Below are 13,855 nucleotides of genomic sequence, written 5' to 3'. Positions count from 1 at the left end.
GCGAGTCACCCGGCCACGCGCCGCCGGTTCCGCCGCTTGGCGGTATACGGCAGCGCGAACAGGTAGAGACCGCTGAACATCAGCAGGAAGAGCGGCGGCAGTGGGGTGTAGAGCACCCACTCGGCCGGGTCGCCCGACGCGACGACCACGAAGCACACGACGACGGTGGCGACGAAGACGAGCGACGTCCACCGGTGGAACGTCCGGATCCGCTTGCTCACGGGAACCTCCTGGAGTCGTTTTGCCCGTGGCGAAGACGCTAGGGATCCCGTGGACCTCGACGCTTCTCGATTCCTGACCGGTCCGCTTGACCTCCAGATTACTTGAGCTTTTACCGTCACGGGAAACGAAGGGAATCACTCATGACCGTCTTGGTAACCGGCGCCACCGGGAACACCGGCCGCCACGTCGTCGCCGAACTCGTCTGCCGCGGGGAACGCGTCCGGGCACTCAGCAGGAACCCCGCCGCGGCGCGGCTTCCGGCAGGCGTCGAACTCGTGGAAGGCACGCACACCGCGCCGGAAACGCTGAACGACGCCCTCGACGGCGTCACCCGGCTGCACATCACCGTGACGGCAGGGCTCGCCGACGTCGGCGCCGATCTGGTCAAACGTGCCGTGGACGCGGGTGTCCGGCGCATGACCGTCGTCTGGGGCGGCTACGTCGGGCCGACGGAACAGGCCATGGCCGAGTCCGGCGTCGAGTGGACGCGGCTGGAGCCGCAGGAGTTCATGTCCAACGCCCTGACCTGGGTCGACTCCGTCCGCGCCGACGGCGTGGTCCGTGAGCCGTTCGACCTCCCGAGCGCGGTCGTGCACGAGGGCGACATCGGCGCCGTGGCCGCCACCGCGCTCGTGGAGGACGGGCATTCGGGCAAGGTCTACAACCTCACCGGCCCGGAAGCGCTGACCACGAGCGAACGGATCGCGATCCTCGGCTCCGGCGTCGGCCGCGACATCGCGCTGGAGCGGATCACGCGGCAGCAGGCGATCGACCGGCTGCTGGCCGAAGGCGTCTCGGTCGCGGACGCCGAGTACGTCGTCGGCTGGCACAGCGATCCGCCGGTGGAGGCGCGCACCGTCGTCGACACGATCGAGAAGGTGACCGGACGCCCTGCCCGCACCTTCGCGCAGTGGGTCGCCGAGCACGCCGACCGGTTCAAGGCGTGAGCGGTCCGACCTGCGTGACGCGCCCCGTGCGGTAAACCCCGGCCGCCCGCCTGGTCACCGTGGTCGTGAGTGGCGTTTCGGGTTCTAACCCGAAACGCCACTCACGACCACCCGGACCGGCAAGCCCTCGCTACCCCTCGGCGGACTTGAACCACGCGCCGATCCCGGCGAGCGCGCCCGGACCGTAGTCGCCCCGGACGTCGTCGGCCAGATCCGCGATGGAGACCCCGCGCAACGCCGCCCGCCACTGGACTTCGGCGTTCGCCATCGCGCGGCTGATGGCGCACGGCGTCGCGCACGCCTCGGGCGGCGTCGCCATCGGGCCGCGCTGCCGGATCTCGGTGCAGACGAAGGCCGGGCCAGGGCCGTCGATGGCCTCGACGACGTCGAGCACGGTGATCTCCGAAGGCGGCCGGGTGAGGACGTATCCCCCGGCCTTCCCCTGCACCGACCGGATGAGGCCGGCCCGGGAAAGCGCCTGGAGCTGCTTCGCGAGGTAACTCGGCGAGACGTCGTGCAGCTGCGCCAGGCGCGCGGCGGGCGCGGGTTCGTCGACCGAGGTCAGCACGACACAGCAGTGCAGTGCCCACTCGACCCCACCGGACATCTTCACCCGGATGACTCTAACCCGCCTCTTGACTCGGACACAATGTATCCGAGTATTATCTCGGACATGAGTTGTCCGGGTTAACCGGACGACACCGGCGAAGGGCACTGGGTCATGAAATTCGCGATCATCGGCGGGACCGGGCTGATCGGTTCGCAGGTCGTGCGCAATCTGAATGAGGCGGGGCACGAGGCCGTGCCGCATTCGCCGTCCACCGGGGTCGACCTGCTCACCGGCCAGGGGCTGGACAGCGCGCTCGACGGCGCCGACGTGGTCGTCAACCTCACGAACTCGCCGACCTTCGACGACGCCTCCCCCGCGTTCTTCCGGACGTCGATGGACAATCTCGTCGCGGCCGCGAAGAAGGCGGGCACCGGGCATTTCGTGATCCTGTCGATCGTCGGCGTCGACCAGGTGCCCGACCTCGACTACTACCGGGCGAAGACGCTGCAGGAGGACATCCTCAAGGAGAGCGGCGTCCCCTACTCGATCGTCCGCGCCACCCAGTTCATGGAGTTCGTCGGCGCGGTCCTGTCCTGGACCTCCGACGAGACCGCGGTCCGCCTGCCCACCACCCCGATCCAGCCGATCGCCGCGGCGGACGTCGCCGCCGCCGTTTCCGAGGTGTCGGCAGGGAAGCCACTGAACGGAACCCTCGACGTCGGCGGCCCGGACGTCTACCCGCTGGACGAGCTGGGCCGGATCACGTTGTCCGCCAAGGGAGATTCGCGTCCGGTGACCGTCGACGAGACCGCGGGCATGTTCGCCGCCGTCAAGGGCGACGTCCTCACCACGAAGGACGGCGCCCGCATCGCCGGGACCCGCTACCTCGACTGGCTGAAGTAACGGCACAGCGCGTGAAGGCCCCCTTCCCTCGGCTCAGTCGAGGGAAGGGGGCCTTCACGCGCTTCGGGATCAGCTCGGCAGCAGCGCCGGAGCAGCGAGACGGCTGGCGTTGGCCGCTTCGTCGTCCGGCTGGGCCTGCGCGGAACGCTCCGCCTCGACCCGCGCGAGGTAATTGGCGACCTCGCGCTCCTGCTTGTGCGAGTCCCAGCCCAGCAACGGCGCCATCAGTTCCGCCACCACCGGCGCCGCCGTCACACCGCGGTCCCGCTCCTCGATGGAGATGCGGGTGCGCCGCGTCAGGACGTCCTCCAGGTGCAGCGCGCCTTCGTGCGAGACCGCGTAGACGACCTCCGCCTTCAGGTACTCCGCCGTCCCAGGGATCGCTTCGCCCAGTTCGGGACGTTCCGAGATCGACTCCAGGATGTCCTCGATCGCGGTGCCGTAGCGCTGGAGCAGGTGCTCGATACGGGCGATGGGCAGTCCCGTGCGCTGCACCAGCGAGTGCCGCGCGCCCCACAGCTCGTGGTAACCCGTCGCGCCGACGATCGGCAGCCGCTCGGTCCACGACGACGGCGCGGGACGGCCGAGGTCCTCCACCGCCACGTCGACCGCGTCGGCCGCCATCACGCGGTACGTCGTGTACTTGCCGCCGGCCACGATCACCAGACCCGGCACCGGATGCGCCACGGCGTGCTCCCGCGACAGCTTCGTCGTCGACGTCGCCTTCGCGGCCAGCAGTGGCCGAAGCCCCGCGTAGACACCTTCGATGTCGTCCGCGGTGATCGGCGTGCGCAGGACCGCGTTGAGGTGATCGAGCACGTAGTCGACGTCCGCCTGGCTGGCCGCCGGGTGTTCGCGGTCGAGGTCCCATTCGGTGTCGGTGGTGCCGACGATCCAGTGCCGTCCCCACGGGATGACGAACAGGACGCTCTTCTCGGTGCGCAGGATCAGCCCGGTGTCCAGGTCGATCTTCTCGCGCGGCACCACCAGGTGGATGCCCTTCGACGCGCGCACGGTGAACGGCGCGGGGATGCCCGCCGCTTCGGCCATGTCGTCGCTCCAGACGCCGGTGGCCGCGACGACCGTCTTCGCCCGGACCTCGATCTCCGCTCCGCTCTCGCGGTCGACGACCTTGGCGCCGACGACGCGTTCGCCGTCGCGGATCAGCGACGTGACCCGGGCACGGGTGAGGACGGAGGCGCCCTGCTCGGCCGCGGTCCGCGCGATGGTCATCGTGTGGCGCGCGTCGTCGACCTGCGCGTCGTAGTACTGGATGGCGCCGATCAGGGCGTCGTCCGCGAGGCCGGGAGCGACCTTGCCCGCGCCACGCTTGGACAGATGCCGGTGCCGCGGCAGGGCCCGCGCTCCACCGAGGGTGTCGTAGAGCGTGACCCCCGCGCCGATGTAGCCGCGTTCCCAGACGCGGTGCTTGAGCGGCACGAGGAACTTCACCGGCCGGACCAGATGCGGCGCCAGCGTCTGCAGCAGCAGGCTCCGCTCCTTCAGCGCCTCACGGACGAGCTTGAAGTCCAGGTTCTCCAGGTAACGCAGCCCGCCGTGGATCAGTTTGGACGATCGGCTGGACGTGCCCGCGGCGAAGTCACGGGCCTCGACGAGCGCGACGGAGAGCCCGCGCGACGCCGCGTCGAGCGCGACGCCGGCACCGGTCACTCCCCCGCCGACGACGAGGACGTCGATCTCCTCGCGAGCGAGCTTGCGCAGCGTCTCAGCACGGTAGACCGGGGAAAGCGGTACGGGTGTCACTCTGTTCCTCCTGTTCATCGGGCTCACTCGACCTCGACCCAGTCGAGCGTGCGGCCGACGGCCTTCTGCCAGCCCGCGTAGCCCTCGGCGCGCTGTTCGTCCGTCCACGACGGCTCCCAGCGCTTGTCCTCGTTCCAGTTCTGTTCCAGCTCGTCGGTGTTCTTCCAGAACCCGACGGCGAGCCCGGCCGCGTAGGCGGCGCCGAGCGCGGTGGTCTCCGCGACGACCGGCTTCGACACCGGCACACCGAGGATGTCCGCCTGGAGCTGCATGCAGAGTTCGTTCGCCGTCACGCCACCGTCCACACGCAACACGTCGAGCGTGACGCCCGAGTCGTTCTGCATGGCCTCGACGACGTCGCGCGTCTGGTAGCAGATCGCTTCGAGGGTCGCCCGCGCCAGATGCGCGTTGGTGGTGGCGCGCGTGAGGCCGACGATCGCCCCGCGCGCGTCGGATCGCCAGTACGGCGCGAAAAGCCCGGAGAACGCGGGGACGAAGTAGACGCCGCCGTTGTCCTCGACCTGGCGCGCGAGGCTCTCGCTCTGGGACGCGCCGCTGATGATGCCCAGCTGATCGCGCAGCCACTGGACGGCGGAGCCCGTGACGGCGATCGAACCTTCCAGCGCGTACACCGGCTTCTCGTCGCCGAACTGGTAGGCCAGCGTCGTGAGCAGGCCGTGCTTCGAGCGCACGACCTCGTGCCCGGTGTTGAGCAGCAGGAAGTTGCCGGTGCCGTAGGTGTTCTTGGCCTCGCCGGGACGGAAGCACACCTGGCCGACGGTCGCCGCCTGCTGGTCGCCGAGCACGCCGGTGATGGCGACCTCGCCGCCGAGCGGGCCGTCCGCGCGGGTGACGCCGAAGCGGCCGTTGTTCGACGACGGCGCGATCGACGGCAGCATCTGCTTGGGGACGCCGAAGAACGACAGCAGTTCGTCGTCCCACTCCAGCGTTTCCAGGTCCATGAGCATGGTGCGCGACGCGTTCGTCGGGTCCGTCACGTGAACGCCGCCGTCGGGCCCGCCGGTGAGGTTCCAGATGAGCCAGGTGTCGGTGGTGCCGAAGAGCGCGTCACCCTTTTCGGCGTCCTCGCGGACGCCCTCGACGTTCTCCAGGATCCACTGGAGCTTGCCGCCGGAGAAGTAGGTGGCGGGCGGCAGACCGGCCTTCCGCCGGATGACGTCGCCCTTGCCCTCGCGCTCCAGCGCCGACGCGATCCGGTCGGTGCGGGTGTCCTGCCACACGATGGCGTTGCAGTAGGGCCGCCCGGTGCGGCGGTTCCACACGACGGTGGTCTCACGCTGGTTGGTGATGCCGAGCGACGCGAGGTCGGCGGCGGTCAGCTTCGCCTTGTTGAGCGCGGTGGCGATGACCGAACGGGTCCGCTCCCAGATCTCGGTGGCGTCGTGCTCGACCCAGCCCGGCTTGGGGAGGATCTGCTCGTGCTCGAGCTGGTGGCGGGCGATCTCGTTGCCGCCGTGGTCGAAGATCATGAAGCGCGTGCTGGTGGTGCCCTGGTCGACGGCGCCGATGTAGTCAGGCATGGTTCGCTCCTTAGGAAACGCGCTCGATGTCCTTGGCGGGCAAGGCTTCCGGCGCCGGTTCGGCGGGCAGGTAACGCTCGATGAAGAACTTGTAGATCGCACCGCCGATGACCGCGCCGATGACCGGCGCCACGATCGGGATCCACCAGTACGGATAGCCGTATTGGTCGGTGAACGCGGTGTCGTAGCCGGTCAGCCAGGACATCAGCCGCGGGCCGAAGTCGCGGGCGGGGTTGATCGCGTAGCCGGCGTTGGTGCCCCAGGCCATGCCGATCGCGACCACCAGGAAGCCGACGACGACCGGGGCGAGGTTCGCGGCGGGCGCGGTGTTGCGGAGGTCGGTGATGGCGAAGATCACCAGCGCGAGGATCGCGGTCCCGATGATCTGGTCGCGGAACGCGCCCCAGTCACCCACCGGCAGGGTTCCGTTACCCGGAAGGGTGGAGAAGACACCCTGGGTCTTGATCGTCAGGCCGGGGTCGGCGGCGTTGAGCACCTCGGTGTAGTTCCAGCGCACCAGCAGCGCGCCCAGGAACGCGCCGGCGGTCTGCGCCAGGGCGTACGGGGCGACCTTGCGCCACGAGAAGCCCTTGAACACCGCGAGCGCCACCGTGACGGCGGGGTTCAGATGCGCGCCGCTGATCCGTGAAGCCACGTAGATACCGAGCGTGACACCGATGCCCCAGGCCCACGCGATGCTGTCGTGGTCCCCGATGCCCGCGGCGACGACTTGAGCCACCACCCCGCAGCCGAACAGGATGAGGATCATCGTCCCGACGAACTCCGCCGCCAGTTCGCCCGCCAGTCCGCGAGCCTTGAGGTTTCGCACCATTGCTTCCTCCACAAAGGACACCGTTGCCCTGTTGAGGCCGAAGTTAAGTTCGCGGAAACACGGGGTCAACGGACGCCGGTCGGCATTGTCGAACGGCCGAAGACGATGTTCGACATTGTCGAATCAGGGCCGGTCGGGCTACGGTTGAGCCGTGCCCGGTCCGATCCAGTCCATCGAGCGCGCCGCCGCGATCCTGCGGTTGCTGGCGCGCGGTTCGGGGCGTCTGGGGGTCGGCGAGATCGCCGATTCCCTCGAACTCGCCAAGGGAACGGCGCACGGGATCCTGCGCACCCTGCAAGGGGTCGGCTTTGTCGAACAAGACCGCGACACCGGGAAATACCAACTGGGCGCGGCACTGCTGCACCTCGGCACGAGCTATCTCGACGTCAACGAGCTCCGGTCGCGCGCGATCAACTGGGCCGACGCGCTGGCCGCGCGCAGCGGTGAGGCCGTCCGGATCGGCGCGCCACTGGAAGGCCGGGTCCTGGTGGTGCACCACGTCTTCCGCCCCGACGACAGTCTGCAGACCCTCGACGTCGGGACGCTTCTGCCGTTGCACGCGACCGCGCTCGGGAAAGTGCTTCTGGCCTACGACACCGGTCTCGTGGCATCGTTGCGCACCGGCGAGCCGGAGGCCTACACGCGCCGGACCCTGGTCACCCAGACCGCCATCAAACGCGCCTGTGGCAAGGTGCGCGAGGCGGGCTGGGCGTGCGAGAACGGCGAGATGATCACCGGCGAAGCCGGGATAGCGGCGCCGATCCGCGGCCACGGCGGCATCGTGGTCGGCGCGATCGGGGTGTCCGGCGCGACGGAACGGATCTGTGAAGCCGACGGCAGCCCGATCCCCCGGCTGCTCGGCCACGTGCGCGACGCGGCACGGGCGGTCTCCCGCGATCTCGGCGCGTCCCGATGGTGATGGAGGTGCTCGCGTGGTCCAGCGCTACGTGATGTCGATCGACCAGGGCACCACCTCGACGCGGTGCATCCTGTTCGACGCGCGCGGCAGGCTGGTGTCGGTCGCGCAGCGCGAACACCAGCAGCACTTCCCCCGGCCGGGGTGGGTCGAGCACGACGCGACGGAGATCTGGCGCAACGTCGGCCGGATCGTGCCGCAGGCGCTGGCCGACGCCGGCGTCGAACCGGCGCAGGTGGTCGGCCTCGGCATCGCGAACCAGCGCGAGACGACGGTGCTGTGGGACCGGCACACCGGCAACCCGGTCGGGCGCGCGATCGTCTGGCAGGATACCCGCACCGACGCGATGCTCGAACAGCTCGCCCGCGAGCCGGGCGCCGACCGCGTCCGGCGGCTGTGCGGGCTGCCGCTGGCGACGTACTTCTCCGCTCCCCGGATCCGCTGGATGCTGGAAAGGACTCCTGGCCTGCGGGAACGCGCCGAGCGCGGCGACGTGCTGTTCGGGACGGTCGAGAGCTGGCTGATCTGGAACCTGACCGGCGGGCCCGACGGCGGCGTCCACGTCACCGACGTCACCAACGCCTCGCGCACCATGCTGATGAACCTGCGGACGCTGTCCTGGGACGACGAGCTGCTGGAGTTCTTCGACGTCCCGCGCGCGATGCTGCCGGAGATCCGCCCGTCGACCGAGGTGTACGGGACGACGTCGCGGGTGGTGCCGGGGATCCGGATCGCGGCCGCGCTCGGCGACCAGCAGGCGGCGCTGTTCGGCCAGACCTGCTTCGCGCCCGGCGAAGCGAAGTGCACGTACGGCACAGGCAGCTTCCTGCTGCTCAACACCGGCCCGACGCCCGTGCTTTCGACCCACGGCATGCTGACCACCGTCGGGTTCAAGATCGGCGACGAGCCCGCCGTCTACGCCCTCGAAGGGTCGATCGCCGTCACCGGGTCGCTGGTGCAGTGGTTCCGCGACGGGCTCGAACTGATCGGCAGCGCGCCCGAGATCGAGACACTGGCGCGGACGGTCGAGGACAACGGCGGCTGCTACATCGTGCCCGCCTTCTCCGGCCTGTTCGCGCCGCACTGGCACAGCGAGGCACGCGGCGTGATCGCCGGGCTGACGTCGTACATCACCAAGGGGCACCTCGCCCGCGCTGTGCTGGAGGCGACCGGCTGGCAGACGCGTGAGGTCGTCGACGCGATGAACGCCGATTCGGGGCTCGCGCTCTCGACGCTCAAGGTGGACGGCGGGATGACCGCCGACAACCTGCTGATGCAGTTCGTCGCCGACGTCCTCGACGTGCCGGTGGTGCGCCCGATGGTCGCCGAGACGGTCTCGCTGGGCGCGGCGTACGCGGCCGGGCTGTCGGTCGGGTACTGGCCGGACCTGGAGGGCCTGCGGCGGAACTGGCACCGCGCCGGGCAATGGCTGCCGACGATGGACCCGGCCCGCCGCGACAGCGAGTATTCGCACTGGCGCCAGGCCGTGGAACTGACGTTCGGCTGGATGCGCCCGGGCCCGACCGCCGCTCCCCCGGGCTCCGACCTGGTCGAGGTCGTCCTGGCCGACCACCGCCGGATCGAACAGCTGTTCCGGGACCTCCGCAACGACGAGGCCGATCGCCCGGCACTGATCGCCGAGCTCTCGGCGGCGCTGGTCGCCCACGCCACCGCGACCGAACGGATCATCCGTCCCGATGCGAGCGACCGCGGGCTCGCGGACGAGCTGCTGGCCGTACTGGAATCCGCCGATCCCGAGAAAGCGTTGGCGGTACTGGAGAACTCGGTGGACGCGCATATCCGCGCCGAGGAACGCGGGTTGCTGAACGAACTGCGGCGCACACTGTCCACTTCGGACCGAACGGGGCTCGGCCGGGCGTTCGTGGCCGAACGGCAGCGGCAGCTGGACCTCGACTGCGGCTCCGCCGCGCACGTCCGCGAGCAGGGTTCCCGGCTACGGCTTTCGTGACGTGCTAGCCTGTCGCCGTGCGCCGCTTTACCCGACTCGTAGTCAAGCGCGCCGGCTGAACCAGGTCGCCGGCGCGCAATCCGGCGACCCCTCGATACGGGGCATCTCCCGGGACCTGGCCCTCCATGGCCTGTACTTTTCCCGCCCTTGGAGTCCACGATGTCCGCTGTTTCGTTCCAGATCCCCGCACCCCGCTCGTCCATGCTGGTCCGCCGCCGGATCGCGACCTACTTCGTCGGTGGCGTCGAGCAGATCCCCGGCCTGGTCGAGGCGCTCGGCTGCCTGGTCCACGATCTGTCCGTCGACGTCCGCGACGGCGTCCGCGAAAGCACCATGACCTGCGCCGTCCTGATCGACGCCGATGAGGTCGAGCCGCTGCTGGAGAGGCTGCGGGAGCTGTCGTCGGTCGTCTCCTCGGAACTGGTCTGACCCGAAACTCGTAACTCGCGTGCTCAGAGGCGTAACTCGCGTGATTGGAGGCGTATCTCACGAGTTACGCCTCCAATCACGCGAGTTGCGTCTCCAAACACGCGAGACCGGCGTCAAGCCCCGTATGCCCGAAGTCGCTGCACGGTGTCACCGCCGACCTGGCTCCCCGTCTGCGAAAGTGACCTCGGCCGTGTTCTCCACGATCACTCTGAAAGCGCTTACAAGAAGCTCGGCGAAACAGGCCCCGGAAGCCGCCGACACACCGCCGGTCTGGGCTTTGAGCGCGGCCAGCTGCTCGCCCGCCAGCGGCGCGACCCGGTCCATGAACTGTCCGAGGAACCGCAGGGCCGCGGCGGGCGGGACCCCGGCTCCGGCGAGCTCCGCCACCGCGCGCGAGACCGACGGGCGCACGACGGCCGGCGTCCCCGCGTCGTCCCGCCCGAGCACGCCGTGCCGCTCCAGGCAGCGGACGAGGGCGGGCTGGTCACGGGCGATGTCGGCCATCGCCGTGTCCAGCCCGTCGGCGCGGTCCACTGTGGTCGTTCCGAGCATCGCGGCGATGGACACCAGGTTGAAGCCCTGTTTCTGCAGCATCGTGATCCGCCGGAGGCGCCGCAGGTGGGTCGGCCCGTAGTAGGCGGTCCTGCCGTGCCGCACCGGTGGGGCGAGCAGGCCCCTCGTCTGATGTGCCCGGATATTGCGCGCCGACATGCCGACGATCGTGGAGAGTTCTTCGATCGTGTATCCGGCCGGTCTCGGCGAAAAGGGCTTCACGCCGATCAGCTTAACAATGGTCGGATGAGTGCACCATGAAGCCACGGCAATGGCGCCGCCACTGTCAACCGGCTGAATCAGCGAGTTGCCATAAGTTGATCGGTTCGCGCGCCTGGACACAAGACGAACGCCTGGTTTACATGGTTTCGTGCCAAGTAATGCCGGTTTTGGGGCGTTCCGCGCCCATCGGCTGCTCCAGTCAGGCGATCTTGATGGGCCGCTGACTTCCCTGCCGTTTAAATGCACCTGAGACATCTGATGTCTCGACTCTGTCGACGCCTGCGGAGCGCCGCTGAACCCGACGGCCGGTCGTCAAAGTTTCAACTTTCGCCCAGGAGGTTTCAATGTTCTGGAAACGGATCGCGGTCGCGGCCGTTGCCGCGACCGGGCTGGCCACGGCGCTGGTGGTGTCCCATCAGGACACTCCCGCCGCCGCGGTCGAGCCCACCGCGGCGGCGGTGCCCAAGTTCGACCACATCGTCCTCGTGATGTTCGAAAACAAGGACTACAAGGAGATCAGCGGCAGCTCGAAGGCGCCCTACTTCAACCAGCTCGCCGCACAGGGAGCCAAGTTCACCAAGGCCTACGGGACGACGCATCCGAGCCAGCCGAACTACATCGCCCAGTTCGCGGGCTCGACGCACGGGGTCGACAGCAACAAATGCCAGGATCTCGGGAACAAGGAGAACCTCGCTTCCCAGCTGGCGGGAATCGGCAAGAAGTTCGTCGGCTATGCCGAAAGCATGCCATCCGACGGCTACACCGGCTGCACGAAGGGAAAATACGCGCGCAAGCACAACAGCTGGGTCAGCTTCAGCAATGTGCCGCCGTCGGCGAACAAACGGTTCTCGGCGTTCCCGAGCGACTTCACCAAGCTCCCGGACGTCGCTTTCGTGACCCCGGACCTGTGCAGCGACATGCACGACTGCCCGGTCGACACCGGTGACAAATGGCTGAAGAAGAACCTCGACGCCTACGCCCAGTGGGCCAAGACGCACAACAGCCTGCTGATCGTCAATTTCGACGAGGACAGCGGGACGTCGGTGAACCAGATCTTCACCACGTTCGTCGGTGCCAACGTGAAACCGGGCAGCTACAGCGAATCGATCAACCACTACTCGATCCTCCGCACGATCGAGGCGGCGTTCGGCCTGCCGGGCATCGGCAACGCGGCGAACAAGCCGCCGATCACGAACGTCTGGCGGTGACCGAGTGAACCCCGCGGGCGTGTCCACTGTGGACACGCCCGCGGGCGGCCTTGTCGGGCGCGGAAAGCTCCACGCCCGAGACGCGGCGACGGTGTCGAAAGCCACTTTCGGGACGTCTAATGTCCCGAAAGTGGCTTTCGCGACACGTCTCGACCAGGGGGCACGTCACGAACTCGTCAGCGTCGCACCCGGACTCGCCTCACCCCACAACAGTTCTTCGGCTCCCCCGCAGGAAGGCACGACCGTGAACACCCGCACCCGCGTCTTGATCGCCGTCATCGGAACCCTCGCGCTGGCCGCGGCCGCCGTGCTCTACGTCGGGGCGGCGGGCGCGCGCAACCAAGGCGCCGCCTCGGCGGGTACCAGCGACGCCGTCACCCTCGAAGGCCCTCGATTGCTGTTCCGCAGCACCGCCGACGCCGACCGCGGGCACGTGTCCAGTGTCAGCGCGACCGACCCCGGCGGGCCACGGGCGGTGTCGACCGTGTCCTGCAGCCGGGTCCACGCCGCGGGCGGCACCGCGATCTGCCTGCGGCCGGAAACCGGGCTGACCACCTACCAGCTGGCCGTGCTCGACCGCCGTCTCGCGGTGACGCAGGAGATCCCGCTGGTCGGGGTGCCCAACCGGGCGCGGGTCTCGGCCGACGGGCAACGGCTGGCGTGGACGGTGTTCGTCACCGGCGACTCCTACAACGGCGGCCGGTTCTCCACCCGCGCCGGCACCCTCGACCTCACCACCGGCGACGTCGAGGGCACGCTGGAGGACTTCGCCGTGACCGTGGACGGCAAGCCGTACAAGGCGGCCGACGTCAACTTCTGGGGCGTCACCTTCGCCCGGCAGCCGAACCGGTTCTACGCCACCATGTCGACCGGCTCGCACCGGTATCTCGTCGAAGGCGACTCGAAGGCCCGCACCGTGCGGACGGTGCGGGACAACGTCGAATGCCCGTCCCTCTCCCCCGACGAGACCCGCGTCGCCTACAAGTCCGCCATCGACGGCGACCCCGCGAAGGGCTGGCGGGTCTCGGTGCTCGACCTCTCCAGCGGCACGGTGACCCCGCTGGCCGAGACCCGGAGCGTCGACGACCAGCCGGCCTGGCTCGACGGCCGCACCGTCGCCTACGCCCTCCCCCGCACGCAAGGACACTCCGACGTCTGGGCCGTCCCCGCCGATGGGACCGGCTCGCCCCGGCTGCTCATCCCGGAGGCGGAGTCGCCCGCCGCGCTGCCCTAGGCTGCCGCGTATGAGGGCCGCGCTGCTGATCGTCGACATGCAGGAAATGCTCGTTCCCCTGGTCTGGCGCGGTGAGGAGCTGGCGGCCCGGATCGCCGGTCTCGCCCGGCGGGCCCGTGAGAACGGCGTCCCGGTGATCGCGCTGCGGCAGATCGGCGCTCCCGGCACCGACTTCGATCCCGCGTCGCCGGGCACCCGGGTCAGCGCGCTGCTCGGTCTCGAACCGGTCGACGTCGTGGTCGACAAAACGGCGACGGACTCCTTCTACCGCACCGGCCTGGCCGGTCTGCTGGCCGACCGGGGCGTCGACACCGTCGTGCTGACCGGGCTGGCCACCGACTACTGCGTCGACGCGACCGCCCGGTCCGCGCAGAGCCACGGGCTGGACGTCGTGCTGGTCGCCGACGGCCACGCGCCGTCCGCCGACGGCGACCCCACCACGGGCCTGACGGCCGAACAGGTCATCGCCCGGCACAACCTGCTCCTGAGCACGGCGATCCACCCCGGCGGACGGGTGCGCGTGGTGCCGTCGGCGAAGGTCGGGTTCACCGGCTCGTAGGATCGGC

14 protein-coding genes are annotated in these 13,855 nt (G+C 69.4%); 8 read left to right on the top strand and 6 right to left on the bottom strand.

The annotated features are described in order from the left end of the window. Positions 1-5: 5 nt before the first annotated feature. Positions 6-221 (bottom strand): hypothetical protein, encoded by a 216-nt coding sequence (locus NQK81_RS42605; protein ID WP_192741834.1) that lies wholly within the window; start codon positions 219-221, stop codon positions 6-8. 141 nt (positions 222-362) lie between these two features. On the opposite strand from NQK81_RS42605, the gene NQK81_RS42600 reads away from it, so the two are divergent. Next, entirely contained in the window at positions 363-1,169 is an 807-nt protein-coding gene (locus NQK81_RS42600) for an NmrA family NAD(P)-binding protein (protein ID WP_257486021.1), read from the top strand. 130 nt (positions 1,170-1,299) lie between these two features. On the opposite strand, the gene NQK81_RS42595 is transcribed toward NQK81_RS42600, so the two are convergent. Further along, entirely contained in the window at positions 1,300-1,776 is a 477-nt protein-coding gene (locus NQK81_RS42595; RefSeq protein ID WP_257489955.1) for an RrF2 family transcriptional regulator, read from the bottom strand. Positions 1,777-1,890: 114 nt separating this feature from the next. Between NQK81_RS42595 and NQK81_RS42590 the strand changes: the two genes are divergently transcribed. Further along, positions 1,891-2,622, top strand: a complete 732-nt coding sequence (locus NQK81_RS42590) for an SDR family oxidoreductase (RefSeq protein WP_257486020.1) — start codon at positions 1,891-1,893, stop codon at positions 2,620-2,622. 69 nt (positions 2,623-2,691) lie between these two features. Here NQK81_RS42590 and glpD read toward each other — a convergent pair whose 3' ends face one another. From glpD to NQK81_RS42575, 3 genes are read right to left on the bottom strand one after another with little or no spacing between them, the layout of a single operon-like run. Beyond that, positions 2,692-4,404, bottom strand: a complete 1,713-nt coding sequence (gene glpD / locus NQK81_RS42585; RefSeq protein WP_219151115.1) for a glycerol-3-phosphate dehydrogenase — start codon at positions 4,402-4,404, stop codon at positions 2,692-2,694. Positions 4,405-4,409: 5 nt separating this feature from the next. After that, on the bottom strand, positions 4,410-5,927 hold the full coding sequence (gene glpK / locus NQK81_RS42580; protein WP_126734335.1) for a glycerol kinase GlpK: 1,518 nt from the start codon (positions 5,925-5,927) through the stop codon (positions 4,410-4,412). A 10-nt stretch (positions 5,928-5,937) separates the two neighbouring features. After that, the gene (locus NQK81_RS42575) at positions 5,938-6,759 is read right to left on the bottom strand and encodes an MIP/aquaporin family protein (RefSeq protein WP_063274356.1); all 822 of its coding nucleotides are present in this window, start codon (positions 6,757-6,759) and stop codon (positions 5,938-5,940) included. A gap of 151 nt (positions 6,760-6,910) precedes the next feature. On the opposite strand from NQK81_RS42575, the gene NQK81_RS42570 reads away from it, so the two are divergent. The 3 genes from NQK81_RS42570 to NQK81_RS42560 all read left to right on the top strand — a co-directional run bounded on the left by NQK81_RS42570 (position 6,911) and on the right by NQK81_RS42560 (position 10,073). Beyond that, positions 6,911-7,678: an IclR family transcriptional regulator gene (locus NQK81_RS42570; RefSeq protein WP_257486019.1), complete on the top strand. Its 768-nt coding sequence runs from the start codon at positions 6,911-6,913 to the stop codon at positions 7,676-7,678. 13 nt (positions 7,679-7,691) lie between these two features. Next, positions 7,692-9,644: a glycerol kinase GlpK gene (gene glpK / locus NQK81_RS42565; RefSeq protein WP_257486018.1), complete on the top strand. Its 1,953-nt coding sequence runs from the start codon at positions 7,692-7,694 to the stop codon at positions 9,642-9,644. Positions 9,645-9,803: 159 nt separating this feature from the next. Next, on the top strand, positions 9,804-10,073 hold the full coding sequence (locus tag NQK81_RS42560; RefSeq protein WP_257486017.1) for a hypothetical protein: 270 nt from the start codon (positions 9,804-9,806) through the stop codon (positions 10,071-10,073). 147 nt (positions 10,074-10,220) lie between these two features. On the opposite strand, the gene NQK81_RS42555 is transcribed toward NQK81_RS42560, so the two are convergent. Beyond that, the gene (locus tag NQK81_RS42555; protein WP_257486016.1) at positions 10,221-10,847 is read right to left on the bottom strand and encodes a helix-turn-helix domain-containing protein; all 627 of its coding nucleotides are present in this window, start codon (positions 10,845-10,847) and stop codon (positions 10,221-10,223) included. 344 nt (positions 10,848-11,191) lie between these two features. On the opposite strand from NQK81_RS42555, the gene NQK81_RS42550 reads away from it, so the two are divergent. The 3 genes from NQK81_RS42550 to NQK81_RS42540 all read left to right on the top strand — a co-directional run bounded on the left by NQK81_RS42550 (position 11,192) and on the right by NQK81_RS42540 (position 13,848). Then, on the top strand, positions 11,192-12,055 hold the full coding sequence (locus NQK81_RS42550; RefSeq protein ID WP_257486015.1) for an alkaline phosphatase family protein: 864 nt from the start codon (positions 11,192-11,194) through the stop codon (positions 12,053-12,055). A 244-nt stretch (positions 12,056-12,299) separates the two neighbouring features. Beyond that, the gene (locus tag NQK81_RS42545; RefSeq protein ID WP_257489954.1) at positions 12,300-13,289 is read left to right on the top strand and encodes a TolB family protein; all 990 of its coding nucleotides are present in this window, start codon (positions 12,300-12,302) and stop codon (positions 13,287-13,289) included. Between the two features lie 10 nt (positions 13,290-13,299). After that, on the top strand, positions 13,300-13,848 hold the full coding sequence (locus NQK81_RS42540) for a cysteine hydrolase family protein (protein ID WP_257486014.1): 549 nt from the start codon (positions 13,300-13,302) through the stop codon (positions 13,846-13,848). Positions 13,849-13,855 lie beyond the last annotated feature (7 nt).

Origin of the sequence: Amycolatopsis roodepoortensis (assembly GCF_024628825.1) — a bacterium.
Lineage (GTDB): Bacteria > Actinomycetota > Actinomycetes > Mycobacteriales > Pseudonocardiaceae > Amycolatopsis > Amycolatopsis roodepoortensis.
This window is presented reverse-complemented; position numbering and strand designations above follow the sequence as displayed.

Coding starts and splice junctions, on each gene's coding strand:
- NQK81_RS42560 (WP_257486017.1), top strand. CDS start 9,804: ATGTCCGCTGTTTCGTTCCAGATCCCCGCACCCCGCTCGTCCATGCTG.
- NQK81_RS42595 (WP_257489955.1), bottom strand. CDS start 1,776: ATGTCCGGTGGGGTCGAGTGGGCACTGCACTGCTGTGTCGTGCTGACC.
- NQK81_RS42590 (WP_257486020.1), top strand. CDS start 1,891: ATGAAATTCGCGATCATCGGCGGGACCGGGCTGATCGGTTCGCAGGTC.
- NQK81_RS42550 (WP_257486015.1), top strand. CDS start 11,192: ATGTTCTGGAAACGGATCGCGGTCGCGGCCGTTGCCGCGACCGGGCTG.
- NQK81_RS42540 (WP_257486014.1), top strand. CDS start 13,300: ATGAGGGCCGCGCTGCTGATCGTCGACATGCAGGAAATGCTCGTTCCC.
- NQK81_RS42600 (WP_257486021.1), top strand. CDS start 363: ATGACCGTCTTGGTAACCGGCGCCACCGGGAACACCGGCCGCCACGTC.
- NQK81_RS42575 (WP_063274356.1), bottom strand. CDS start 6,759: ATGGTGCGAAACCTCAAGGCTCGCGGACTGGCGGGCGAACTGGCGGCG.
- glpK (WP_126734335.1), bottom strand. CDS start 5,927: ATGCCTGACTACATCGGCGCCGTCGACCAGGGCACCACCAGCACGCGC.
- glpD (WP_219151115.1), bottom strand. CDS start 4,404: ATGAACAGGAGGAACAGAGTGACACCCGTACCGCTTTCCCCGGTCTAC.